The following is a 23,574-nucleotide window of genomic DNA, read 5'->3' on the forward strand; positions in this document are numbered from 1 at the left end:
ATTCTTTCTAACTAACATAATTATTGCCATATTTCAATATGCATTATTCATTTTGCGCTAGTAATTCGTTCTTTTGTTAAAGTGTTACAAAGCTTTTAAGAAGAGAAAGTGCTCCAGTTATAAGTTGTGGTCCTTTGACTATTACAACAAGAGTAAGCAACAACGCACACAATGACACTAAAACTCCCAATATGGATAGAAACCCGTCTTTACTCATAATGCTAAGTGAAATAAGAGTTGTGCCAATTGCAGGAAGGAAGTGAGTAAAAGGTAATGGAAGAGCTATTATTATTGCACAAAGCAACATCATAAAAGCCAGAATCTTCTCACCAGGCCCATAGAAAATGAAAGACAGTCTTGGCTTCATGAATTTTTCTATTTTTTCTAATACAGGGGAAGTTTTTTCTACCACAAGAGCTAGTGTTGAACGCTGAAAAGACCTTCTTTCTAGCCAACTGGGCATCCAAGGAGAATCAAATCCAAATAGAAGCTGCAGTGAGAATAAGATTAAAGGTATAGAAAGAATAGTTGTATAACCAGGTGGAACCGGTATAGGCACCGATAGCGGCAAGGAGAAGATGATTATTAAAATACCAAAACCGCGCTCATGCAAAGCTGTTTTAATGTCAAACAAAGTTACTTTATCGCTATCATTGTTATTGGTATCTGCAACCTCTTTTAGAATATCAGAAGCTAGTTTTTTATCTTTAGTTAGTTTCTCACTTTTTTGCACAATTATCCTTTAATAAAATATTCCTCCTAAGCTAACATAGTTGTTGCTGTATTTCAATATTTGTTATTTATTTCATACCAACACTTCATCTTTTTTATTCTTTAACCTGACTAAGTTTTTAAACAGATGACATGCACCTTAGTGCATGTCACGAAGTATGAGGACGCTAACGATCTGGTTCGTTAGACGATAATTTTTCTGAGTCCTTAAGCTCCTGTTTAAGGTTTTTGATGCCTTTTCCTAGATCACCCATAACTTGCGGTAATCTGCCTGCACCAAACAGAACTAAAATTATTATTAAGACTAGAAACAATTGCCATGGTCCTAAACTCATTTTCACCTCCATTTAAAATATTGACCTTTAAATATTAAAACTTGACTGAAGTCAAGTAACACATAGATTATATCACCTTTATTTAATTATAAATCAAGGTTTTTTAATTATTTTATAACAATTCCAAACTAGATTATTTTCTTGCAGCGAATAAGTGGAAACTTTTCGCTTAACTGTAGAGTAGAAGAGAGCTCACTAAAAAACTTTGCTAGCGTATCGTCTTTAGGCTTATGGTATATATCGCTAGGAACTCCTGATTGAATAATTTTACCATTTTTCATTACGTAGATAAAATCTGCAACTTTCAATGCTTCTTGCGGGTCATGAGTTACCATTAGCACAGGGATATTTTTACTTCTAAAAAGGGACAATATATGTTGTCTTATTCGGCACTTGAGCAGTATATCTAAATTAGAAAATGGTTCATCTAACAACACAACATCAGGGTTTTGTGCCATCACTCTTGCTATTGCAACTAATTGTTGCTGTCCTCCAGATAAGGCGTTAGGGTACATATTTTCATATTTTTCTATATTGAGTAACTTCAAGATTTCCAATGCAATTAGGTGCTTTTCTCTCTTGGAAGAGCTGCGGATAGCAAAGGTTATATTTTCTACTACTGTTTTATGAGGAAATAATGCAGAATGTTGAAAAATCAATCCGATATTTCTATGTTCTATAGCGACTGATGCCTTATTGCTTGCAACTAACCTATCATTTATAAAAATAGTTCCAGATTTTGGATTTTCTATCCCCGCAATTAATTTCAAAATTGTTGACTTGCCACAGCCAGAATGCCCCAATAAACATGCAACATTTCCTTTCTTTACTTTAATGTTTATATTGCTTAAAGCAAAGTCGTTTTGATTGTTATAGAAATAACCAATGTTGTTAACTAGCATTAATCTTACTTAAACCATGTTATTAAATATAATAGCATTATACTCAAGAAGTACAGAAATGTTTTTTGTCTTCATAAATTGGTTATGCAAGAAATCTAGAAAAGAGAAGGATTTTTTGCTATAACTTTACATAAATGGTAGGAAACACGGGACTATAGCTCAGCAGGATAGAGCGTTGGACTCCTAATCCGAAGGTCGTGCGTTCGAATCGCACTAGTCCCACCACATTGCTTCACAAATACACACACCTTTTTTTGCGGTTTTAAGATATAAATTCCCTTTAAGTTAATGTGTAAAGTCTCTTAGGTATACCATACGCGTCAAGTTAAGGAAAAGTGTAAGTAAAATTGATAGAGTGAAGGAAAAGAATAAGGTATAAGTTCTTCTTGGATATGTGAATGAGAGAACTTACAATGGACAGAATAGCTTGCTTATCAAAAGACCTCAATGAATTCTTTAATGAAAAAGCAGACGAAATATCAATTGCAGTAGGTTTTATAAAAAGAAAGAGAAAACTTAATGGCTCATCATTCATAAAAGCTATGGTTTTTGGTAACATAGGAGTTGGTGATTGCAGCATAGAAACAATGTGCCAATTGCTAAATGAAGACTCGATAGAAATTACAAAACAGGGTTTGGATTATATTAGCCTGCCCAGTAGCATGGAAGATATGTACAAAGGATATGGGAGTAGCTATAGAGATTGTGAGAGTAATACCAAATCAGGAATAAAGCTGCAGTTAGTCTTTGATTACCTGAACCAAGCGCTAGATAAGTTAAATTTAATAGAAGGAATAAGGTCGGATCAAGGTTATAGGGATTATCTGAACGGTTTATCAGCCAATGATTTGCTAATATTTGATTTGTGCTACTTTGTGCCTAGTTCTTTTAAACAGATTGATGAAGCAGGTGCATATTTTGTTAGTCGTTATAAGTCTGATACCAATATATATGATATAGAAACAAATCAAAAAATAGAGTTGTTGGAATGTTTAGAAGGTCAATCCCTTCTAGAGATGGAAGTGCTATTAGGAAAAGAAGTAAAAATTAAAGTGAGAATTATATGTCAAAAATTAACTGAAGAACAGTCTATAATTAGAAGAAGGGCTAATAAGTTAGCAAAATCACATGGATATACATCTTCTCAAAAGAATCAAAAATTGCTGGATTGGTCGATATTCATAACTAACGTTCCAGAGAGTAAAATCAGCGCTGAACAAGTATTAACAGTTTACAGGGTAAGATGGCAGATTGAATTATTATTTAAATTGTATAAGAGTCACATCAGGCTTGACGAACTTAAAGGAAAACCATACAGAGTATTATGTGAACTATACGCTAAATTGTGCGCAATTCTTATATTTCATGGAATAGTTGGTTGTATAAAACTGAAAGAGAATACAGAGCTGAGTTTAACAAAGGCATTCATTGAATTAAAAAGAAGGATTAGGGAGTTGTTTTTAGCGTTAAGCAGTAAAATTAATAATTTGAGAATTTTCCTGAAAAAACTTACCACAGACTGGTCACAATTTTCTGTGAAAGACAGATATAGAAAAACTAGAGTATCCACCTTAAGTTCATTGAATTTTCTTACCCTTGCTTCTTAACTTGACACGTATGGTCATTCAAGTAGCCCCTCCCTGCCATCTAAGTAGCCTTCTTCTCCTATCATCCCAGCACCTTCTTCCTGTTATCTGAGTAGCTGACACTGTACGAACATTGTCTATCAGGAGGATGTCATCCAAGTAGCCCTGACTACTTGGATCCAGAAGACTTAATTTCAACCAAGTGGCTGCATAATAAAGGCTGGATTCCAGACTGGAATGACAGCAGTCCTACGTCATACCGCGATTCATTCGCGGTATCTCTAGATCCCGCTAACAAGTAGCGGGATGACGATTGTCAGGGTGTAATCCCAGTGCCCAGACACTGGGATTACACCACTTGCCACGCAAATTGCAATGTTCGTACAGTTAGTGCGACCCGAAAGTCGTGATTTTGTGATGGTTAAATTCCATCTTCCCTAGACATCAGGGATAATGTATGTCTCACATTTTAGAGAGTGGCAACCTCTAGGATGCAAGCATGAGATAAAAGCAGGTAACACTAAACCTTATAGTGAATCCCTGCAAACAGAGTTAGATATGGTTACGAGAGGAACCAATGCCTGAATTGTCGTAACGAACGATATGCGAAATAAGGTTGGTTAACGCATAGACCAAAAGGTACGGAGAAAATGGATAATTAGAACTTGACTGGTCTGATTAAGATGTTTCCCATCTCCCGGCAAAAAGTTGGAACCTAAGTCTAACATGAAACAATTTTATGGAACGGAGTAACATTATAGATGCTCTTATTCTTTAAGCAGGGAGCCACCCGTATGCACCTATAATGAGGGATTGTCTAAGAAGCCAAGGCCTAAAGTAATGTTTAGGATATGCTGACGTGGACACTGTAATTTGGAAGGTAAAGTTGTGAGTAGTGGTTAATATGTTATGAGCCAACATTAAGTGTTAGGTATGAATGAATACGACTTCTCTAGTAGTATAGAGAATGCTGTATTTAAGCTATAAAAACAAATTTACCAAGCTTTGAAATGTTAATTACATGGAGAAGTATGTATGACAAACACCAAGTTAGAGAGAAGCCGGATGTGGTGAAAGTCACAAGTCCGTTTTTGAAGTCGAGTGGGGAGAGGTGACTTTCCTCACTTAGATAACTGTGTCACGCTACTTGGATGACACCGTTGAAAGAAATGAACCGCCTTTTCAAAATTGTTTTGAATAGAGGAATAACATTCACAAGTAAAATTTCATATTACCATTTTTTAATTTATGTATTATAATAAGCTTAATTTATAAGAAAAACAAAGTTGGAAAAGTTGGAAGAACTAAGCAAAAACTGGGTGATAAGAACGGGAAGATTTTTATCTTCATTGTTTTTTTTACTGTTGATTGCGCTATCAATACGTAGTTTTTTATTCGAGCCATTTTATATACCTTCTGGTTCAATGAAAAGCACCCTACTTGAAGGGGATTACATTTTTACTAGTAAATATTCATACGGCTACAGTAAACACTCCTTTCCATTTTCTCCAAACATTTTTAGCGGCAGGATTTTTTACACCCCTCCAAAGCGTGGCGACATAGTAGTTTTCAAACCCACAAGAAACGACAGTATCAGGTTTGTTAAGCGAGTAATAGGAACACCGGGCGACAAAGTGCAAATGATAGAGGGAGAATTATACCTAAATGATCAGAAAGTAGAGCGAAGGCAAATTGAAAGTTTTTTTGATTATGAGTCAAATCGTAACATACCAAGATATATAGAAACGCTTTTAAGTGGCAAGGAACATGAGATTTTGGTAGATAACATTTCTAATAAGCTATCATATAACACTCCGGTTTATTATGTACCTAACGATCAATTTTTTGTTATGGGAGACAATAGAAATAATTCTTTGGATAGCAGGTTTCCTGAAGTTGGTTTTGTACCAATGGAAAATATCATTGGGCGTGTAAGCATAGTTGGTTTATCATTTAAATTAGGAAAGGTCGATTGGTTACCATTTAATTTCAGGTTACCTGTTGCTTTGAGGTTAAATAGGGTATTGCACAAGGTTGTGTAAGCTTTTTCTACCTATTTGTTAATTCACACAACTCTAAAGAGGAATTTTCTAACTCGGCAATAGCGTTGTTAATTTCATTTAAGTCATTGCCTTGTAAAGCGTTTTTTGCATTTTGTAATAGGTTTTTCAACTTTTGATCAGTGGAAAAGTTATTATTGTTTTCAACCAAGTGTATGAGTTTATTTCCATTAATTTTAGCACCTGCAAGGGAACGAGCCTTCATATCTTCATCAAAGCTGTTTATTGACTGGTTAACCATATTTTGAACATCAGCTTCACTCAAGCCAAAACTTGAATTTACTTCAACTGTCTGCTCGATTCCAGTAGTTTTTTCTCTTGCAGTAACAGTCAAGATTCCGTCAACGTTAACTGTGAATTCTATTTCAATTCTTGCAGAACCTGCAGGCAGTGGCGGTATACCTTTTAGTTCAAACTGCGCTAGAGATTTGTTATCCTCTATCATTTCACGTTCTCCCTGACAAACGTGAATTTTCATTGCTGTTTGCCTATCAACATAAGTTGTAAACTCTTTTATCTCTGAAACTGGTAGTGGCGTATTTCTTGGTATGATTTTTTCAACTATGCCTCCCATAGTTTCTATGCCAAGTGATAAAGGTAGAACATCCAGGAGAATATTCCTATCTTTTGAGCTCGAAGTTAAATCATGAGCCTGCAGAGCTGCCCCAATGGCAACTGCTTTATCTGGATCTACGTCATTCAGTACTTTATTTCCAAAGAGTTTGACTAGTGAATTTTGAACCAATGGTGTTCTAGTTGCACCACCAACTAAAATTACTCCTCTTATATCGTCAATTTTAAGATCTACGTCGCTTATAGTACGAGTAACTATATTGATAGTCCTATTAACTAAAGGACTTATTGCCTGTTCAAATTCTTCTCTGGTAATTTCACATTTAAATAATTCGCCACTAACAACTCGGTTAGATGTCATTTCAGCGCGTGACGCTGAAATCCACATATTTTTTTCTTCCTGGATCCCAGTGTCACGCACTGGGATGACAGGGTAAGGTCTAATGTTGAATTCAAAAATGCCTGAGGTGTTTTCGCTCAGATATTCTTTTACAATACGTGATTCAATAAGTGTTGTCATTCCAGTGCTTGACACTGGAATCCACATGTCTTTTTCTTCCTGGATCCCAGTGTCAGCTACTTGGATGACATCAAGGTAGGCTGATTCTTTACTTAAATATTGGTAGCCTATTTTTTCTCTATACTTATTAAGCACAATTGAACTCAGAAGATGATCAAAATCATCACCGCCGAGTTTGGTATCACCACCAACCGCAAGAACTTGAAACACTCCTTGATGCAATTTCAATATCGAAATATCAAATGTTCCTCCACCAAGGTCATAAACTGCATATATTCCACTGTTATTGTTCTTTTCAATGGAGTAAGAAAGCGCTGCAGCGGTTGGCTCGTTAACGAGGCGAAGAACTTCTATGCCAGCTAATCTTGCTGCATATTTGGTTGCGTTACGTGCTGAATCGTCAAAGTAAGCTGGCACAGTAATCACTGCTTTTTTTACTTCCAGCCCCTTAGACTTTTTTACCCTCTCACGTAAAGCTTTTAATATCTCAGCAGAAATCTCAACAGGAGTAAGATACTTTTCCTCTGCGCATTTTATTCTAATAACTTTTTCGCTTTCATGATCTATTTCAAAATTGACGCCTTCTTTATTTAATTCTTCAACACTTTTACCCATTAAACGCTTTATTGAGTAGATTGCATTTTGACCGACATCGTAGCCAGTTTTCAATGTATTATTTTCATATGAAAGAGCAGAAGGCAGCAGTTCTCTTCCTTGTTCATCTTTAAATATCTCCACATTGCCAGCTTTATTTACCATGGCAATCAAAGAATTGGTAGTACCAAGATCTATACCAAAAACTACTTCATTTGAATTTGGTTCAGAAATTTGAATTGGTTGCATTCTTTTTCACCTCCTCAAATGACTTATATAAATATTTCAATCTTAAGACTTGTGTAGCAGCTCCATCAAAATTCTTTACAGCAAAAGTGTTAATTAGGTTTTTAACGCAATCTTTTATTTTTTCATCAATCATCCTGCTTGCAAATTGTAGATCGTCGCATTCCAGCAAATATTCTCTTATTTCCATTGATTCATTTAATATTTCAGAATTCGGATGATCCTTTGCCACACCAAAAAGATTCAACAAATGCTCGGCACGTTCTAGTGGTGACTTTAGCACTTGATAAGCTTTGTTGATATTTTCCATGTTTTTGGACTGTCTTTCATTTATATCAGTCTTGCTTAGCTCAATATATTTTTTCTCTAGCCCATCAAAGCTGATATTGAAAGTTGGTTCAATTTCAAACAATGCAAAATAGTTGCTAGACATGAAAACTCTCTCCACAACCACATTTTCCTTTCTCATTAGGATTTTTGAAAACAAAACCCGATGAAAATTTTTCTTCTACATAATCCATTTCAGAGCCAAGAATAAACATGACGGATTTTGGATCAATCAACACTTTAATTTTTTGGCCATCACTACAGTTTTCTTCAATTATCGACTCTAAAGGACGAGTATCATATGCATATTCAATATCATATTTTAAACCAGAACATCCTTTTTGCTTAATTAGCACTCTTATTCCTATTGCTTCTTCTGATTTCTCAAGGTTAGCATGCTTTTTTTGATCCAATAAATACCTTATCCTTTCTACTGCTTTCGCAGTTATAGTGATAAGTTTTTTATTCTTTTTTACAGTTTCACCTCCGCCTACTTCTTTCATGCTTTAGTTCTCAATGTCCACCTTTATTTTGTTTACTTTGATAATCATGAATAGCGGCCTTTATAGCATCTTCAGCAAGCACCGAACAGTGTATCTTCACTGGAGGTAAAGACAACTCTTCCACTATTTGAGTATTCTTTATCTGTGTTACATCTTGAATAGCTTTTCCTTTTATCATCTCTGTTAACAAAGAACTTGAAGCAATGGCAGAACCACAACCAAAAGTTTTAAATTTTGCATCTTCAATAACACCTTTGTCATTGACCTTTATCTGCAATTTCATTACATCACCGCACGACGGTGCACCAACTAAACCAGTACCAACATTTGGATCATTTTTATCCAGAGAGCCAACATTCCTTGGATTTTCGTAATGATCTAAAATTTTCTCATTATAACTCATAAAATTACCTATAAACTGCTATTTTACATTATAACACATTTAGGTTGAAAACTAAAGTAAATACAACGTTTTACGTGTATTTTACTTTCAGAATGCATGTAAAACGAGTGTTTAACTTTACAAATACACATAATACGTGTATTTCTTTACAACCAGCGTCTCTATGTTGTCATTAAGTTTATAATTTTAAAAGGAGCATTCCCTTGAGTTTATTTGGTAACCTTTATAAAGGCCTGTTAAAAACTTCTTCTCGCTTTAGCGACGGGGTGAAAAGTATTTTTTCTGGCAAAAAAAAATTAGATCAGTCGCTTTTAGATGAGCTAGAAGAATTGCTAATTAGCATGGATATTGGTCATAAGACTTCTAAGTTGATTATCGATAGGCTCACAAGCATCAAATTTGACAAGGAAGTTGAGTATAATATTATCACGCAGCAGTTAATGAACGAGATAGAAGCCATATTAAACCCTGTCGTGCAACCGTTAATTTTGAACAAAAAACCACATATAATAATGGTATGCGGAGTAAACGGTAACGGTAAAACCACAACTATAGGTAAGCTCGCATATAAATATAAGGAAATGGGAAAATCCGTTATGCTTGTTGCATGCGACACATTTAGAGCTGCTGCTAGTGAACAATTAAACATTTGGGCAGAACGTTCTGATTGCTTGATTGTTACTGGAGAGTATGGTAGCGACTCTGCAAGTGTGGCATATAGAGCTGTAAGTCAAGCTATAAAAGATAACGTTGATGTTGTTCTAATTGACACAGCAGGAAGGCTGCAAAATAATGTGAACCTTATGGAGGAGTTATCAAAAATATATAGAACGATAAAGAAATTGGATGACACTGCCCCTCATGACGTTATTTTAGTTCTTGATGCAACTACCGGCCAAAATGCTTATAGCCAATTAGAGGCATTTAGTAAGATAGTTAATGTTACCGGGCTAATCGTAACAAAGCTAGATGGCACCGCTAAGGGAGGAGTGGTAATTGGACTTGCAGAAGCTTATAAGATAAAGTTACATGCTGTAGGAATTGGCGAAAATATAGAGGACTTGAGGGAGTTTACTAGTAAAGAATTTGCTGAAGCATTATTTAATTGTAATTAAAGACTTCTCTTAATTCCCTTACGTGACCAAGCTTGATTATCTCAATATCGTGAGAAGAGTAATTACCATTTTTAGGCATAATTGCTTTTTTGAATCCTAACTTTTGTGCTTCTTTTAGTCTGAGATCAGCATGCGAGATGTTCCTAATTTCTCCTGAAAGTGCAACTTCACCGCAGATTATTGAAGAAGTTGGCAGCGGTAAATTTACTACACTTGAAATAAGGGAAGCAGCAACAGCAAGATCAGCCGATGGTTCCTGTATTTTGAGTCCCCCTGCAATGTTTAGGTATACCTCTTTATCATGCAAAAACATTTTGCAACGAGCATTTAGCACCGCGATGATCATAGCCAATCTATTAATATCCCACCCAACTACTGCCCTTCTTGGGGTTGCCATATTAGTCCCTGCTATTAATGCTTGCACTTCCATTAAAATTGTTCTTGAACCTTCAATTCCTGCAAATACGGCGCTGCCAACTACTTCTCTGTCATGGGCCATCAGAAACAATGATGATGGGTTATCAACAGGTACAAGTCCTGCTTCAGACATCTCAAAAACACCAATTTCATTTGCAGGGCCAAATCTATTTTTGATAGTACGTAAAATGCGGTATTGATTGCTATTTTCACCTTCAAAATATAATACCGTATCCACCATATGCTCCAAAGTTTTAGGTCCAGCTATTTGTCCATCCTTAGTTATATGACCAACTATTAAGAGAGAAATACCATATTGTTTCGCAAGAATGGTTAATTCATGAGCGCAAGTGCGGACCTGAGTTACAGTTCCTGGTGCTGATGTAATTCTGCTATCATAGATTGTTTGTATAGAGTCGATTACTAAGAATTTAATACTTTTATTTTCCTTTATTGTTGCTACTACATCAGTTAAAGACACTGTAGATAAAAGCTTAATTTTAGGTTCATTTATCTTAAGACGCTTTGCTCTGAGACTCACTTGCTCTAAAGATTCCTCGCCGGATACATAAAGACATTCAAAAGAGGAAAGTTGCACAACATTAGCTGCAATTCTAAGCAAAAGGGTGGATTTCCCAATTCCAGGTTCGCCTCCAATTAAAATGCTAGCACCTTGAACGATACCCCCACCAAAAACTCTATCTAATTCTTCTATGCCTGTTAAAAAACGATTTGGAATGATAATTTCGCTACCCGATAACGTCTTTATTAAAATTGGTGCAGATATACTTCTTTTGCCCGTTTTTACTGCTATTTCTTCAACAACTGTATCCCAATTGTCACATGCGATGCACTTCCCTACCCATCTACCAGTGCTATGACCACAGGATTGACATACATATACAGTTTTCATCAAAGCCAAAATTATTTTGTTGTGATTGTAATAAAAATTAGCTGAATAGGCGAGGTGAATCTATAGCTAACCCAAGAAAGGTTTTCCTACGTCATACCGCGATTCATTCCACAACTGTATGAACATTCATTTTTGAAGGTAAATTGCACAGCAAATGGTGTCATTCCAGTGCTTGGCACTGGAATCCAGCCTTTATTATGCAGCCACTTGGTTGAAATTAAGTTTTCTGGATCCCAGTGGGCCTTGTTGCATCACACTTTATGAGATGGTGATTTATGGTAAATTCATGTAATTATCTCAAATTTAGCCATACCAATATCAGTGAATTTATTGAGCAAATAGCATTTGATTAGCAGTTCTTTTTCTTGATTTATCTCAGATTTATTCCTAAAACTAAATCCAAATATTTGCTTTAATCTTGAGAAAAACCCTTCAACATAAGCCATAATTTACTTCTTTTTTCCATTCTTTCATGCCATCTTCACCGTATAATTTTATTAACCTAATGGCAGCATTCCTGTCAGACATATAATCTATTTCTGGATGTTCTGCCGCATTGTTTATTGGTGGAATTTTTGCCTTTATATCATATTCATTACACAACTTTGTGCCTATCATATGCCCTATCTGCATATAGTGCTTTTATGGCATGAACTTCTTTTAGCAAATCACAAGCTCCATAGTGATCAGACCGTTACTGTATTTTGCAGCTATGGCTTTTTTGCTGCTTATATTCAACATTACGTGTAGTTTCTTTACTTGCTCATAGCCACGATATTTATCTGTCAGTGCTATTTTCCTTGCTGTGGCCAGGAGTGTTGTTATAAATGCTGATGCTTGTGCTATCTATAGCAATTTCGATATCTTCCATGTTATTTTTATCAACTCTGCAATCATTGATCTTAATATCAAGTTTCTTTTGATGCTTGTGAATAGCTGATAACTGCCAAATCTCTTCCTATTTGTTGCAAATATCCTTTTATAAACCCCACCGTTTGTCTTAAGCCAATTCTAAAGAGACTGGTGATTATATGCACCAAAATCACAACTTTATCACTATAAATATAGTTGCCGCCTTGCATTTTTGGACTATTTTCATACCAATTTTCGATAGCTTCATCGATGTAACGAAAAATATTTCCCCTTTTTTCAAGGAATTTGTTATATTCGTTTTGGTTGCTGACTTTCATTTTGACTGACATATTTTTCCTTTGTCGGTTAAATGGCTATTTTATAATGAATTTTGTCAGTAGCCACCAGATTTTTTCGGTTGCTATGCAACAAACCCATCCCAGTGTCAAGCACTGGGATGATAAGAAGAGGGTACTTGGATAAGAGGCATTGCCCTCCTGGTAGGCCCAAATTGCAATGTCCGTACAGTTATGGATTCATTCGCGGTATAGATTCCGCTAACGAGTAGCGGAATGACGAATTTGTTGTTTTTCAAATTGTAGGTAAACCTAAGCCACTTTAGCTATATATAATAGAATTTCGCTTTCTACTATCTTTCCAGTTGTTTTATACATAATTCTCGAATTTTGAAAATTTGCTCCATATCTAATTTCTCACTTGTATAAAATTTGTTTTCTTACTTCGAGACCTAATCTACCATAACTTTAATATGGCGTTTCTTTCCTGCAGATAATTTTATAAATGACCGACCTTTGAAGCTCTCGAAATTTATTACATGATCAATATTGTTTACAACATTATCATTAATCTTGCATCCGTTGCCCTGTATTAAACGCTTTGCAGCGCCTTTTGAAGGTTCAAAACCGGTGTCATGTAGTAGGTCTACTAAGGATATGCCGCTTGCAACTTGTTCTTTTTTTATGATGTAATCAGGAAGTAGTGAGCTATCTTCATTCTCAAAAGCAGAAATTGCAGCAAATTGTGCAAGTTCCGCTTCTTTGTCACCATGACATATTTTTGTCACTTCTGTTGCCAAGACCTTTTTTGCTTCATTTGTTTCCTGATCTTTTAAAGACTCTAATTTTCTAATCTCATCAATTGGCACATCAGTGAGTAATCTTAAAAAACGTCCAACATCTTGATCATCAACGTTGCGAAAATATTGCCAGTAGTCGTAAGGCTTTAGCATATTATCATCAAGCCACACTGCTCCACTTTCAGTTTTGCCCATTTTTACCCCTTGAGCATTCAATAAAAGAGGGGCAGTAAGGCCAAACAGCTCAGGTAAATTCAACTTTTTTCCAAGTTCAATTCCGTTTACTATATTTCCCCACTGGTCTGAACCTCCAATCTGCAGACGACAATCATATTTTTTGTTTAATTCAGTAAAGTCGTAAGCTTGCAATAGCATGTAATTAAATTCCAAAAAGCTTAAGGTTTGCTCTCTATCTAGCCTGGTTTTCACACTATCAAAACTTAGCATACGATTTACAGAAAAATAAGCTCCTATATCACGCAAAAAATCTATGTATTTTATGTTATCCAACCAATCTGCGTTATTTACTATCATTGCACCAGTCTTGCTGTCATTAAAAGACACCATTTTCTCTAATATTCTTCTTATACTGGATGTATTTTGATTGATGTTCTCTACGGGCAAGATGCTTCTTGTTTTATCTTTGAAGGATGGGTCACCAATTTTTGTTGTGCCACCTCCAAGTAGGACTATCGGCTTATAACCAAATTTTTGCAGGTGAAGGAGCATCATAATCTGAATTAGGTGACCAGCATGAAGACTTGGTGCTGTGCAATCAAACCCAATGTATGCAACTATATAATTGCTCTGCAATAATAACTGATCTAGTCCTTCAATGTTTGTGCATTGGTATAGGTACCCTCTTTCTTGGATAAAATTTAAAAATTCAGATTTGTGTTTCATTTTATAAACCCCAGCCTATCCTGTCATTAATGCCGAAGGTAACCCTAATAGAGAAGGATGTCATCCCAGTGCCCAGACACTGGGATCCAGAAAACTTAATTATAAACAAGCACACTATACAACGTTTTCGATGAAATTGCATGAAAAACTGGATTCCAGTGTCAAGCACTGGAATGACACCACCTGTGCAGGAGTTGCCTTCAAAATTACAACGTTTGTGCAGTTGTGCACCAGCTATCCAGGCAATCAGTTCCATAACTCTTCTATTTTATAATACTCCCTTACTTCTGGCCTGAATATGTGAACCATTATGCCTTGAAAATTTAAAACCACCCAATTGCCTTCATCCATACCTTCTACATCTATTTTATCATGTGGCTTGAGGCTTTTTATTACGTGCTCAGCTAAAGCTTTAACGTGACGGCTTGAATCACCAGATGCAATAATCATATATTTTGCAATAACGGTTTTATTCTGCACATCAAAAGTTACTATATCATAACCTTTATTTTGATCTATTATCTCTTCAATTGTACTTCTTATCGATTCCATATCGCTAAGCATTGTTTACAGGTTATATGACTCATTTATAATTATATACTCAAAATTTCTAAATATGAACTATTTTCAACGCAACTGCTTGTTAAAGGTATTACCTGCATCTATTTTATCATCATGTTTTTAGCATGTACAATGTATATACTTTTATATATAATTGAAAATAGCTTTTTACTAGTATTCATTACGGGCAAGACTCTCATCTACTTAATCGGCTTTCCAGGTAGTGGTAAGTTTACTACTGCAAAGGAACTGTGTAAAATCATTGGTGCAGTAATAGTAAGCAATAATCTATTCAATAATATTATATTTGATATTGTTAAATTACAGAATACTGAAGTTCCAGATGATCTGTGGGAAAAAATTTTTGCAGTTAGGGAAAATGTATTAGCAATACTGGAAAAACACTACGTAAAATCAAAACATTATATATTTACAAATGAATTGATAGAGGGTGATCCCTATGACCAAAGATTATATAACTCAGTGGTAAATTTAAGTAAAAAAATGGGCATGGAAGTTTTTTCTGTAGTATTACATTGTAATAATGAAAAACTAGTGAGACGTGTCCAATCAGAAGAGAGATATCAGGAAAATAAAATTACTGATCCGGATTTTGCTATAAAGAAAATTGAAGGGAAAAGGCTATTTATACCTGAGGGTTCGCTTGAAATTGACAACTCAAACTTAAGTGCAAAGGAAGTTGCAAAGAAAATTGTTGAAGAGATGAAGAAAGAAAAAAATGGAAAATTAATTAAAACTTCTGTAACAAATCATTTAAAAACAGAGCGTACTCGTGGTTGAGCAGAAAGATAAGTATCGTTCCTGTGTTGGCATAATGCTATTTAACGAACAAGGACATGTCTTCATTGGAAAACGCTTTGATAGCGACTCTTACTGGCAGATGCCACAAGGAGGTGTTGATGATGGTGAGGAACTGGAACAAGCAGCGTTACGTGAGTTGCTAGAGGAAGTTGGCACTAATAAAGTAAAGGTTATAACTAAAAGCAAGGATTGGATATACTACAACTTGCCTGAAGAAGTTATACCAATATGCTGGAATGGAAAATATTCTGGTCAAAAGCAAAGGTGGTTCTTAATGAAGTTTTGCGGAGAGGATGAGGATATTGATATTAATTATACTGATCATCCAGAGTTCAAAGAGTGGCGTTGGCAAGGTATAGATAGTTTAGTAGCCAGTGCTATATCATTTAAAAAAGAAGTTTATAAAACAGTGATAGAAGAGTTTTCTTCTATAATAAAAGCCTCAACAATAAGCTCATGATAATAGATTCTCATTGCCACTTGATTTATTTTTTCGATGATGAAATACCAAAAGTAATTTCAAGGGCAGAGAAAAATGGTGTAAAGGTTTTGCATAACATATGCGTAAGCATTGACGATGTTCCTAAGTTATTAAAAATTTCTTCATCCTATGATCAAGTCTACTCCTCTGTTGGTATACATCCGCTTGATGCTGCTATAGAAAACGGTGAGTGTATACATGTTGATGAATTAGTTGAATTGACCAAGAACCAAAAGGTAATTAGTATCGGTGAAACCGGGTTAGATTTTTATAAATCTGACAACAAAGACAATCAGAAAAAAAGTTTTGCATCACACATAGAAGCAGCAAGAATAACAGGGTTACCTTTAGTTATTCACACAAGAAGCGCTGATAATGAGATGATCGATATGTTAAGGTCAGAAATGAAAGCCGGTGGTTTTAGTGGAGTAATGCACTGCTTTGCTTCCTCTAAAGAACTTGCTTATCAATCTATAGATTTGGGGTTATATATTTCATTTTCTGGAATTATTACTTTTAAAAATGCGAACTTACTCAGAGAAATTGCACAAAATGTACCACGCGGGCGTGTTTTAGTCGAAACTGATGCACCATATCTATCACCTGAGCCTTATAGGGAAAAAAAGAATGAACCAGCAATGGTGAAATACGTTGTTGATTGTTTGGCAGAGTTGTGGAATGAGTCACCTGATAAAGTGGCAGAGATAACTACAAACAACTTTTTTAGGCTGTTTACGAAACTTAAGCTCAAAGAAACTCTATAGAGCAATTAATTTAGTATCTGTTCAAGGGCGTGGCTAATATGCAAATATTGAAGCAAAAGTGGTGTCATGCAAGTAGCTGACACTGGAATCTAGTTTCACTTTATGGTGGTGTCATTCCAGTGCTTGACACTGGAATCCAGCTTTTAATGCAACCCCTCACCAAAAATATTGTGTTTTAACATAAGGTTAGCTACTTTTATACTCAGTATCCAATCAAAATCCCTGGATCCCAGTGTCAAGCACTGGGATGACATCATTTGTTGTAAACTCACTTTTTCTTGATTTTTTGATTTATCTTGTCTACCTTATTTTGCCACTCCGCTGAACGGATACTTAATTTAGCTTAGAAGTTTCACCAGCTCTCTCACCGAGTTTACAGACTTATTAAACATTTCTTGTTCACTATCATTCATTTTAACTTCTAGGATCTTTTCAATTCCGTTTTTTCCAATAATTACAGGAACACCAATAAACAAATCTTCTACACCATATTCACCATTAAGGTAAGCAGCACATGGTAATATACGCCTTTTATCTTTTAAATATGACTCTAACATGCATATAGCTGAAGATGCAGGAGCGTAGTATGCAGATCCAGACTTAAGCAGATCAACTATTTCTTTACCGCCATTGCGAGTGCGTTCAACTATTTCATCGACTTTTTTCTGTGTGATAAGACCCATATCGATAATTTGAGTAAGTGGAACTCCAGCAACTGAAGCACAATTGATTAGTGGTACCATAGTGTCGCCATGTCCTCCAAGCACAAAAGCAGATATATCTTCAACTGAGATATTTAATTCACTTGCAAGAAAGTAACGAAAACGGGAAGAATCAAGCACTCCTGCCATGCCAACAATCATATTAGTTGGAAGATTTGAAAATTCATGCACCACTGAAACCATGGCATCCAAAGGGTTGGTAACCACTATTACAAACGCGTTTGGAGAATATTTTTTAATATTTTCGCCAACCTCCTTCATTACTTTAGCATTGGTTTGCAGGAGGTCGTCTCTGCTCATTCCTGGTTTTCTGGCAATGCCAGCGGTTATTATAATTGCATCGGAGTTTTTTATATTTTCATACCTATTTGTGCCAGTAATATTGACATTAAATCCATCAATAGGGGATAATTCTCCTATGTCGAGTGCTTTACCTTGTGGTATTCCATCACTAATATCAAGTAAAACAACATTGCCGAGCTCTCTTAGTGCAATCATATGGGTGAGAGTTCCACCGATATTTCCTGCACCGATTAAAGATATTTTTTTTCTTTGTACTGTCATTTTTTACTCCTTTGTATTTACTTTTATGGTTTTACCTTCCCAAGGCGATAAGCTATCAAACATACGAAAATCTTGCGGTAAATCTATAGGATTATACACAACCTTTTTTGTCTCTATATCATATCTTACTTCCTCATAACCAGTGAGAGGGAAATCTTTTAACATTGGATGACCTTTGAATCCATAGTCTGTTAGAATCCTACGCAAATCAGGGTGATCAGAAAACTCTATTCCATACATATCAAACACTTCACGCTCAAACCACAAAGCCGTACTAAATATCTTCGCTACACTTGGAGGCATATCGCCCTCACATAATTGAAGTTTTATGTGTACTCTAATATTATGCACAATGCTGAGCAGATTGTATATTAGCTCGAAACGCTTCTCTCTATTTGGATAGTCAACCCCAAAAATATCAACTAATAGTTCAAACCTACACTTTTCATCATCACGTAGAAAGAATAGGTGCTTTTCAATTTCATCTAAAGTTGAATATATTACAATAATGCCATCATCTTTTTGAATGCACTCGCATTTGGTCTTTTTTTGTATATACTTTGCAGTTTTATCCATGCTTTATATTCTGAGTTCGTTTTATTTTGTTTTGTAGGCATAGCATTCCATATAGCAACGCCTCAGCGGTTGGTGGGCATCCAGGGACATACACGTCAACTGGTACAATTCTATCACAGCCTCGGACTACTGAATAAGAGTAATGGTAATAACCACCACCATTTGCACAACTTCCCATGGAAATAACATACTTCGGGTCTGCCATTTGATCATAAACCTTGCGCAATGCTGCTGCCATTTTATTAGTTAGTGTGCCAGCAACAATCATCACATCTGATTGACGTGGGCTTGCACGAAACATTATGCCATATCTATCAAGATCATAACGGCTGGATGCAGTATGCATCATCTCAACTGCGCAACATGCAAGACCAAATGTCATTGGCCACAATGAACCAGACCTTGCCCAATTCATTACATAATCTGTTAAATCACCAAATTTAGTGACAAGAAACCCTTCTTTTTTATAACGACCCCAGTCATCATTAGATAGAATTTGATTTGTCATAAACTACTCCCACTCTAATGCACCTTTACACCATTCATAGATAAAACCTATAGTGAGTATTGCAAGAAATACCATCATAGACCAAAATCCACCATAGCTTATCTTAGATAAAGAAACAGCCCAAGGAAAAAGAAAAGCAGTTTCTAAGTCAAATATTATAAATAATATTGAAACTAGATAAAATTTAATGTCAAAATTTTTCCTTGCACTGGATAGTGGATTGAAGCCACACTCATATGTGGAAAGCTTTTCACCATCTGGCTTACTCACTGCAAGAAACATAGGCAATATACCTAAAGCAAAAGATACTACAATTGATACGCAGATAAAGATTACTATGGTTAAATATTCGCTCATTTAACAAAACATATAACACTATGAGTTTACATGCTTTCCTAACTTTTTACCACCTAAAATATGCACGTGAAAGTGTGGTACAACCTGCTCTCCATTTTCACCGTAGTTAGTGACTAATCTATATCCTGTTTTTTCTAGATTATATTTGTGTGCTATTTCTCTAACAGTTTTGAAAAAACTTATTATCTCCTCTTCAGGAGCTTTTAGAATGAAGTCATCATATGAAACATATTGATTTTTTGGTATAACTAAAATATGAACTGGCGCATCAGGGTACTTATCACAAAAAGCTAGTACATTTTCATTTTCATGTACCTTCTCACAAGGTAACTCACCTCTTAATATTTGAGCAAAGATGTTATCGCTATCATAAACTTCATTGCTCATATTTTAAGAGCGACCTTTCCCTCTTTCTTCGTTTTTCTCTACATTAGGTGTAGATAGTGGTTTTATCGCTTCACCAGAAGCATCTTCAAGATTTAAAGAGCTTACAAGTTCCCTTACTTTTACCATGTCCTGCTGTTCTTTCAAAAAGGGTTCTATTCCACTTACCATTTTTCCAGTAATAACTCCTGGTTGTAAGTGATACATATCCCCAGGAACAGTTAGACTATGATGTCTTTCCTCTATTTTTTTAGCTTCACTCATAATACTCCCCTATAACTTATTTTACATTCCACAACTTTGCGACTTACCTGCCTTTATAGCTTCTTGCGCCCATTTTTTCTTACCTGAAGCTATAGTTTCTGAAGGCTGACCAACATCAGACTTCACAACTTTGTCTAATGACTGCTTTTGATTATCATATTCCTTATACAATTTTTCTGCAATACCATTTAGCAATTTTAAGTCTGTATGAATTTTAAATTCCCCGCCAGTAATTTTTGCCAAGCCTTTGAGGTTGCAATCAACTTTATTAAAAATTTCCTTAAGAGCAAGTTCTTTTATTGCTTTTTCATTGATTCCTGGATTGTCATCTTTGATCTTTTTAATTATCTTTTCAACATCAACTTCAATTACAATTTTGTTTTCTTCTCTAAAAATAGTTATATTTGGCAAACCTTTTTTTATTTTATCTAATTGCTCTGGGCTCAAATAAGGTATATCTCCCGTCAGAGTTCTTGACGCTAAAAAACTTACCTTTCCTGTCCCTTTCTTTTGCTCTGTTATTTGTACACCAAGATTCTTACTAGCTTGTGTGGTTTCTATGGGTGGGTCATATTCCTTTTCTTCTTCAGGTACATTTATATTAACAACTTTCTTTAACGAAACTGTAGCATCATGTTTCATTTCACCCGTTGAAGCAAACGGCTTCCTTATAGGGTAAATAAGTGCTTTAGGCACAAGAGCAAACACCCGACCTGTAGCCTTTACACCTGTTTTAACTGCTCCGCCTATCTTAGCCCAAATAGATTCTGCCATACATACCTCCAAGGTACTTTCTATAACCAAATACATTTTAATTATAGACGAAAAAATTTAAACTTCTATATCCATTATAAGATAGAATTATAGGGATTGCAACCATTATTTGCACATTGTCTAAAACATGTAGTATTTTCGCTACTTTTATTGTTCAATTTATTATAAAGAATACTCTAAATTATGTTTAAATGGAACACAAATAATATCATTGATGCAACTGGCGGAAGAGACGTAAATGGTTATAATTGGATACATAGCTCAAATATTTCAACGGACACAAGAAGCATAAAAAAAGGTGATTTATTTATTGCCCTCAAGGGAAGGAATTTTGATGGCCATAATTTTTTGCATGAAGCGTTTTTAAAAGGGGCTGCCGCTGCAATAGCAAGTGAGAGTAAATATAAAAGTTTCCCTCTCATTATTGTACAAGATACCCTGAAAGCTTTGCACGATATGGCATCATACTACATTAGAAATGTTCTTATTGATGCTAAAGTTATTGCAGTTACAGGCAGTGTCGGGAAAACCACTACAAAGGATATGCTGCATACTGTTTTATCGCAATATGGAGTGTCCCATGCAAACGAAGGTAACTTAAATAATAATATAGGATTGCCTTTGACAATTCTGAAAGCTCCAAAAAACTGCCAGTACTTAATTCTTGAAATGGGAATGAATAAAGCTGGTGAAATAAAAGAATTATCAAAGATTAGTAATCCGAATATTGCAGTTATTACCAACATCGAACCTGCGCATGTTGAAAATTTTTCATCACTATTTGACGTTGCACAAGCGAAGTTAGAAATTCTGTATGGTATGAAAAATAACGGTACTTTGGTTTTAAGCAGAGATAATAAATATTATGATTATCTCTCATCACACGCCAATAGAAATGTAATAAGCTTCGGTAAAGATAAAAATGCTGAAGTTTGTTTACTAAACTTAATAAGAAACGATGAATCTTCTGTCATTTCAGCACTATCTTCTGTCATCCCAGTGCTTGACTACTTGGATCCAGGAAGTTCAATTGCAAATGAGCATATCAGACGGTTGTATAATAAAGACTGGATTCCAGCGTCACGCGCTGGAATGACATCAAACCGAGTTGCTAATAGATTAAGTTTAAAAATCAGGCTGAGTGATAATCAAATTATAAACTGTAATTTACGTGTACAAGGTGAGCATTTTGCTTATTCGCTACTTGCTGTTGCAGCAGTTGTGCAAAGCCTCGGACTTGATTTATCAAAATTACCACTTGCACTTAAGAATTTTAGTGTAGCGAAAGGTAGAGGCAATATTCATAAGGTCAAATACAATAAAAAATATATACATTTAATTGATGACTCCTATAACGCCAGCCCTGCTTCGATGAAAACTGCAATAAAAACTTTGAGTACATATTCTAATCAGAGAAAAGTAGCTTTGCTTGGTGATATGTTGGAACTTGGTGATGAAAGCATAGAGTTTCATACAGATTTGGTTAAGATTATCACAGGAAATAATATAGATAAAGTTTATACAGTTGGTAAATTTATGTTAGAATTGCATGAGCTTTTGCCAGATAATATAAGAGGCGCGCATTTTAATGATTCTAATCAATTGAAAAGTGATTTAGCTAACATTATTCAGAATAATGACGCAATTCTAGTTAAAGGCTCACGAGGAATGAAAATGGATCTTATTGTACGGGAATTCATAATAGAATATTAAGCAAAATCATTGTATTAATTTATAGTAACAAATTATTAGGAACTTTAATTGTGACAAAACGTGTAATTATTTTTGGTGGAACGGGGTTTATAGGGAAACACATCGTAAGACGCTTGGCAGCAGAAGGATATTTAATAAAGATATTCACTCGTAATCAGGAAAAAGCTGCTTGTTTAAAATTGTGTGGCAATTTAGGACAAATATCAATATTTAAAGGCGATTTTTTTGATGAAAAATCAGTTCTGGAGGGTATGGAAGAATGTGATGTAGCTATAAACTTAGTGGGAATATTATATGAAGCAAAAAAGCACGATTTTTACGCTGTTCACGTTAAAATAGCTGAAAGGATAGCAAAAGCTGCAAAAATGAAAAATGTACCTATGATGATACATTTTTCTGCTATGGGAATAGAAAATAGCAAGTTGTCAAAATATGCCAAAAGTAAATTGGAAGGTGAAAAAGCTGTAACTTCAGCATTTCAAGAAGCAATAATAATTAGGCCAAGCCTTGTATTTGGTAAAGAAGATAACTTCTTTAATAAATTTGCAAGATTAGCAACTATTCTTCCTTTTTTGCCGCTAATTGGCAATGGAACAACTAAATTTCAGCCAATATGTGTAACAGACTTAGCTGAAGTGGTATATCGTATTATCAGTTTTAATAAGCAAGACAAGAAAATTTATAACATGGGCGGACCAAAGGTTTACTCTTTCAAAAGCTTATTGAAGTTTATCCTGAATGTTACTAACAGAAAGTGTTTGTTGATCAATGTATCTTTTCCAATGGCAAAGTTAATAGCTTTCTTTTTAGAAAATAAAATTATTTCTATGCTGCTAAAACCAATAACCGGAGATACGAACCCTGTGCTTACTCAAGATCAGGTAAAAGTTATGATGAATAGCTCAATCGAAAAGTCAGCTGACCTTGAAACAATGAAGGTTCGACCATTAGCAATTGAAAATGTGGTGCCAGAGTACTTGAAGATTTATAGAAAGTATTGATAGAAG

Annotated in this window: 29 protein-coding genes, 1 tRNA gene and 1 pseudogene; 10 read left to right on the plus strand and 21 right to left on the minus strand. The window is 35.2% G+C overall.

The genetic code is table 11. The features are described 5' to 3' along the window. Positions 1-76: 76 nt before the first annotated feature. From OPR57_RS02265 to OPR57_RS02275, 3 genes are all read right to left on the minus strand, one after another. Positions 77-733: an exopolysaccharide biosynthesis protein gene (locus OPR57_RS02265; RefSeq protein WP_265037093.1), complete on the minus strand. Its 657-nt coding sequence runs from the start codon at positions 731-733 to the stop codon at positions 77-79. Positions 734-899: 166 nt separating this feature from the next. Then, positions 900-1,067 (minus strand): twin-arginine translocase TatA, encoded by a 168-nt coding sequence (gene tatA, locus OPR57_RS02270; protein ID WP_006013840.1) that lies wholly within the window; start codon positions 1,065-1,067, stop codon positions 900-902. 128 nt (positions 1,068-1,195) lie between these two features. Then, complete coding sequence (locus OPR57_RS02275) at positions 1,196-1,969, minus strand: ABC transporter ATP-binding protein (RefSeq protein ID WP_265013949.1); 774 nt, start codon at positions 1,967-1,969, stop codon at positions 1,196-1,198. A 148-nt stretch (positions 1,970-2,117) separates the two neighbouring features. On the opposite strand from OPR57_RS02275, the gene OPR57_RS02280 reads away from it, so the two are divergent. Together OPR57_RS02280 and OPR57_RS02285 are read left to right on the plus strand one after the other, a co-directional pair. Continuing rightward, positions 2,118-2,194, plus strand: a tRNA-Arg gene (locus tag OPR57_RS02280). Positions 2,195-2,382: 188 nt separating this feature from the next. After that, on the plus strand, positions 2,383-3,576 hold the full coding sequence (locus OPR57_RS02285; RefSeq protein WP_406831635.1) for an IS4 family transposase: 1,194 nt from the start codon (positions 2,383-2,385) through the stop codon (positions 3,574-3,576). Positions 3,577-3,594: 18 nt separating this feature from the next. Here OPR57_RS02285 and OPR57_RS02290 read toward each other — a convergent pair whose 3' ends face one another. Next, the gene (locus OPR57_RS02290) at positions 3,595-3,753 is read right to left on the minus strand and encodes a hypothetical protein (RefSeq protein WP_265036891.1); all 159 of its coding nucleotides are present in this window, start codon (positions 3,751-3,753) and stop codon (positions 3,595-3,597) included. 1,097 nt (positions 3,754-4,850) lie between these two features. Between OPR57_RS02290 and lepB the strand changes: the two genes are divergently transcribed. Then, the gene (gene lepB, locus OPR57_RS02295) at positions 4,851-5,597 is read left to right on the plus strand and encodes a signal peptidase I (protein WP_320157503.1); all 747 of its coding nucleotides are present in this window, start codon (positions 4,851-4,853) and stop codon (positions 5,595-5,597) included. Positions 5,598-5,604: 7 nt separating this feature from the next. On the opposite strand, the gene OPR57_RS02300 is transcribed toward lepB, so the two are convergent. Genes OPR57_RS02300 through iscU form a run of 4 tightly spaced genes read right to left on the minus strand, consistent with a single transcriptional unit; the run spans position 5,605 to position 8,781 of the window. Continuing rightward, a complete protein-coding gene (locus OPR57_RS02300; protein WP_265037094.1) occupies positions 5,605-7,551 on the minus strand; it encodes an Hsp70 family protein in 1,947 nt (648 codons plus the stop codon). Then, complete coding sequence (locus OPR57_RS02305) at positions 7,529-7,981, minus strand: iron-sulfur cluster co-chaperone HscB C-terminal domain-containing protein (protein WP_265037095.1); 453 nt, start codon at positions 7,979-7,981, stop codon at positions 7,529-7,531. The genes OPR57_RS02300 and OPR57_RS02305 overlap by 23 nt, the downstream gene beginning before the upstream one ends. Beyond that, positions 7,974-8,378 (minus strand): HesB/IscA family protein, encoded by a 405-nt coding sequence (locus OPR57_RS02310; RefSeq protein ID WP_265037096.1) that lies wholly within the window; start codon positions 8,376-8,378, stop codon positions 7,974-7,976. The genes OPR57_RS02305 and OPR57_RS02310 overlap by 8 nt, the downstream gene beginning before the upstream one ends. A 10-nt stretch (positions 8,379-8,388) precedes the next feature. Then, positions 8,389-8,781 (minus strand): Fe-S cluster assembly scaffold IscU, encoded by a 393-nt coding sequence (gene iscU / locus OPR57_RS02315; RefSeq protein WP_265037097.1) that lies wholly within the window; start codon positions 8,779-8,781, stop codon positions 8,389-8,391. Between the two features lie 203 nt (positions 8,782-8,984). Here iscU and ftsY point away from each other — a divergent pair, with 203 nt between their 5' ends. Beyond that, positions 8,985-9,896, plus strand: a complete 912-nt coding sequence (gene ftsY, locus OPR57_RS02320; RefSeq protein ID WP_265037098.1) for a signal recognition particle-docking protein FtsY — start codon at positions 8,985-8,987, stop codon at positions 9,894-9,896. Here ftsY and radA read toward each other — a convergent pair. Continuing rightward, on the minus strand, positions 9,883-11,226 hold the full coding sequence (gene radA / locus OPR57_RS02325; RefSeq protein WP_265037099.1) for a DNA repair protein RadA: 1,344 nt from the start codon (positions 11,224-11,226) through the stop codon (positions 9,883-9,885). The two genes, ftsY and radA, sit on opposite strands and share 14 nt — an antisense overlap. Positions 11,227-11,358: 132 nt before the next feature. On the opposite strand from radA, the gene OPR57_RS08000 reads away from it, so the two are divergent. After that, complete coding sequence (locus OPR57_RS08000; protein WP_410541104.1) at positions 11,359-11,490, plus strand: hypothetical protein; 132 nt, start codon at positions 11,359-11,361, stop codon at positions 11,488-11,490. 20 nt (positions 11,491-11,510) lie between these two features. Here the strand turns inward: OPR57_RS08000 and OPR57_RS08145 are convergent. From OPR57_RS08145 to rsfS, 4 genes and pseudogenes are all read right to left on the minus strand, one after another. Continuing rightward, a pseudogene (locus OPR57_RS08145) lies at positions 11,511-12,428 on the minus strand (IS5 family transposase). Between the two features lie 398 nt (positions 12,429-12,826). Beyond that, entirely contained in the window at positions 12,827-14,077 is a 1,251-nt protein-coding gene (tyrS, locus tag OPR57_RS02350; RefSeq protein WP_265037103.1) for a tyrosine--tRNA ligase, read from the minus strand. A gap of 1 nt (position 14,078) precedes the next feature. Continuing rightward, positions 14,079-14,333 carry a hypothetical protein gene (locus OPR57_RS08005; RefSeq protein WP_410541106.1) on the minus strand — a complete coding sequence of 85 codons (255 nt, stop codon included), beginning with the start codon at positions 14,331-14,333 and terminating at the stop codon, positions 14,079-14,081. Then, positions 14,324-14,641, minus strand: a complete 318-nt coding sequence (gene rsfS / locus OPR57_RS02360; protein WP_320157504.1) for a ribosome silencing factor — start codon at positions 14,639-14,641, stop codon at positions 14,324-14,326. Before rsfS ends, OPR57_RS08005 begins: the two co-directional genes overlap by 10 nt. 129 nt (positions 14,642-14,770) lie before the next feature. Here rsfS and OPR57_RS02365 point away from each other — a divergent pair, with 129 nt between their 5' ends. From OPR57_RS02365 to OPR57_RS02375, 3 genes are read left to right on the plus strand one after another with little or no spacing between them, the layout of a single operon-like run. After that, positions 14,771-15,439 carry an AAA family ATPase gene (locus tag OPR57_RS02365; RefSeq protein ID WP_265037108.1) on the plus strand — a complete coding sequence of 223 codons (669 nt, stop codon included), beginning with the start codon at positions 14,771-14,773 and terminating at the stop codon, positions 15,437-15,439. Positions 15,440-15,473: 34 nt separating this feature from the next. Next, positions 15,474-15,920, plus strand: coding sequence for an RNA pyrophosphohydrolase (locus OPR57_RS02370; protein WP_406831637.1), 447 nt, complete (start codon positions 15,474-15,476; stop codon positions 15,918-15,920). Further along, on the plus strand, positions 15,917-16,705 hold the full coding sequence (locus tag OPR57_RS02375) for a TatD family hydrolase (protein ID WP_265037112.1): 789 nt from the start codon (positions 15,917-15,919) through the stop codon (positions 16,703-16,705). Before OPR57_RS02370 ends, OPR57_RS02375 begins: the two co-directional genes overlap by 4 nt. A gap of 143 nt (positions 16,706-16,848) precedes the next feature. Here the strand turns inward: OPR57_RS02375 and OPR57_RS02380 are convergent, their stop codons facing one another. The 8 genes from OPR57_RS02380 to OPR57_RS02415 form a co-directional block, all read right to left on the minus strand. Beyond that, the gene (locus OPR57_RS02380) at positions 16,849-16,977 is read right to left on the minus strand and encodes a hypothetical protein (protein ID WP_256359385.1); all 129 of its coding nucleotides are present in this window, start codon (positions 16,975-16,977) and stop codon (positions 16,849-16,851) included. Positions 16,978-17,043: 66 nt separating this feature from the next. After that, positions 17,044-17,991, minus strand: coding sequence for a malate dehydrogenase (gene mdh, locus OPR57_RS02385; RefSeq protein WP_265037114.1), 948 nt, complete (start codon positions 17,989-17,991; stop codon positions 17,044-17,046). 3 nt (positions 17,992-17,994) lie between these two features. Then, a complete protein-coding gene (locus OPR57_RS02390) occupies positions 17,995-18,567 on the minus strand; it encodes an NADH-quinone oxidoreductase subunit C (RefSeq protein ID WP_265037115.1) in 573 nt (190 codons plus the stop codon). Next, on the minus strand, positions 18,560-19,075 hold the full coding sequence (locus OPR57_RS02395) for a NuoB/complex I 20 kDa subunit family protein (protein ID WP_096617324.1): 516 nt from the start codon (positions 19,073-19,075) through the stop codon (positions 18,560-18,562). Before OPR57_RS02395 ends, OPR57_RS02390 begins: the two co-directional genes overlap by 8 nt. 3 nt (positions 19,076-19,078) lie before the next feature. Continuing rightward, complete coding sequence (locus OPR57_RS02400; protein ID WP_265037116.1) at positions 19,079-19,432, minus strand: NADH-quinone oxidoreductase subunit A; 354 nt, start codon at positions 19,430-19,432, stop codon at positions 19,079-19,081. A gap of 18 nt (positions 19,433-19,450) precedes the next feature. Beyond that, positions 19,451-19,819 (minus strand): HIT domain-containing protein, encoded by a 369-nt coding sequence (locus tag OPR57_RS02405; RefSeq protein WP_265037117.1) that lies wholly within the window; start codon positions 19,817-19,819, stop codon positions 19,451-19,453. Positions 19,820-19,822: 3 nt separating this feature from the next. Beyond that, on the minus strand, positions 19,823-20,080 hold the full coding sequence (locus OPR57_RS02410) for a hypothetical protein (RefSeq protein WP_265037118.1): 258 nt from the start codon (positions 20,078-20,080) through the stop codon (positions 19,823-19,825). A gap of 21 nt (positions 20,081-20,101) precedes the next feature. Further along, positions 20,102-20,854, minus strand: a complete 753-nt coding sequence (locus OPR57_RS02415; protein ID WP_265037120.1) for a hypothetical protein — start codon at positions 20,852-20,854, stop codon at positions 20,102-20,104. A gap of 183 nt (positions 20,855-21,037) precedes the next feature. On the opposite strand from OPR57_RS02415, the gene OPR57_RS02420 reads away from it, so the two are divergent. After that, positions 21,038-22,567, plus strand: a complete 1,530-nt coding sequence (locus OPR57_RS02420) for a UDP-N-acetylmuramoyl-tripeptide--D-alanyl-D-alanine ligase (protein ID WP_265037121.1) — start codon at positions 21,038-21,040, stop codon at positions 22,565-22,567. A 50-nt stretch (positions 22,568-22,617) separates the two neighbouring features. After that, positions 22,618-23,568, plus strand: coding sequence for a complex I NDUFA9 subunit family protein (locus OPR57_RS02425; protein ID WP_265037123.1), 951 nt, complete (start codon positions 22,618-22,620; stop codon positions 23,566-23,568). The last annotated feature ends 6 nt before the right edge of the window (positions 23,569-23,574 follow it).

Origin of the sequence: Wolbachia endosymbiont (group A) of Anomoia purmunda (assembly GCF_947251545.1) — a bacterium.
Lineage (GTDB): Bacteria > Pseudomonadota > Alphaproteobacteria > Rickettsiales > Anaplasmataceae > Wolbachia.

Coding starts and splice junctions, on each gene's coding strand:
- tatA (WP_006013840.1), bottom strand. CDS start 1,067: ATGAGTTTAGGACCATGGCAATTGTTTCTAGTCTTAATAATAATTTTA.
- OPR57_RS02275 (WP_265013949.1), bottom strand. CDS start 1,969: ATGCTAGTTAACAACATTGGTTATTTCTATAACAATCAAAACGACTTT.
- OPR57_RS02285 (WP_406831635.1), top strand. CDS start 2,383: ATGGACAGAATAGCTTGCTTATCAAAAGACCTCAATGAATTCTTTAAT.
- OPR57_RS02300 (WP_265037094.1), bottom strand. CDS start 7,551: ATGCAACCAATTCAAATTTCTGAACCAAATTCAAATGAAGTAGTTTTT.
- OPR57_RS02305 (WP_265037095.1), bottom strand. CDS start 7,981: ATGTCTAGCAACTATTTTGCATTGTTTGAAATTGAACCAACTTTCAAT.
- OPR57_RS02310 (WP_265037096.1), bottom strand. CDS start 8,378: ATGAAAGAAGTAGGCGGAGGTGAAACTGTAAAAAAGAATAAAAAACTT.
- iscU (WP_265037097.1), bottom strand. CDS start 8,781: ATGAGTTATAATGAGAAAATTTTAGATCATTACGAAAATCCAAGGAAT.
- radA (WP_265037099.1), bottom strand. CDS start 11,226: ATGAAAACTGTATATGTATGTCAATCCTGTGGTCATAGCACTGGTAGA.
- tyrS (WP_265037103.1), bottom strand. CDS start 14,077: ATGAAACACAAATCTGAATTTTTAAATTTTATCCAAGAAAGAGGGTAC.
- OPR57_RS08005 (WP_410541106.1), bottom strand. CDS start 14,333: ATGGAACTGATTGCCTGGATAGCTGGTGCACAACTGCACAAACGTTGT.
- rsfS (WP_320157504.1), bottom strand. CDS start 14,641: ATGCTTAGCGATATGGAATCGATAAGAAGTACAATTGAAGAGATAATA.
- OPR57_RS02365 (WP_265037108.1), top strand. CDS start 14,771: ATGTATATACTTTTATATATAATTGAAAATAGCTTTTTACTAGTATTC.
- OPR57_RS02370 (WP_406831637.1), top strand. CDS start 15,474: ATGCTATTTAACGAACAAGGACATGTCTTCATTGGAAAACGCTTTGAT.
- OPR57_RS02375 (WP_265037112.1), top strand. CDS start 15,917: ATGATAATAGATTCTCATTGCCACTTGATTTATTTTTTCGATGATGAA.
- mdh (WP_265037114.1), bottom strand. CDS start 17,991: ATGACAGTACAAAGAAAAAAAATATCTTTAATCGGTGCAGGAAATATC.
- OPR57_RS02390 (WP_265037115.1), bottom strand. CDS start 18,567: ATGGATAAAACTGCAAAGTATATACAAAAAAAGACCAAATGCGAGTGC.
- OPR57_RS02395 (WP_096617324.1), bottom strand. CDS start 19,075: ATGACAAATCAAATTCTATCTAATGATGACTGGGGTCGTTATAAAAAA.
- OPR57_RS02400 (WP_265037116.1), bottom strand. CDS start 19,432: ATGAGCGAATATTTAACCATAGTAATCTTTATCTGCGTATCAATTGTA.
- OPR57_RS02405 (WP_265037117.1), bottom strand. CDS start 19,819: ATGAGCAATGAAGTTTATGATAGCGATAACATCTTTGCTCAAATATTA.
- OPR57_RS02410 (WP_265037118.1), bottom strand. CDS start 20,080: ATGAGTGAAGCTAAAAAAATAGAGGAAAGACATCATAGTCTAACTGTT.
- OPR57_RS02415 (WP_265037120.1), bottom strand. CDS start 20,854: ATGGCAGAATCTATTTGGGCTAAGATAGGCGGAGCAGTTAAAACAGGT.
- OPR57_RS02420 (WP_265037121.1), top strand. CDS start 21,038: ATGTTTAAATGGAACACAAATAATATCATTGATGCAACTGGCGGAAGA.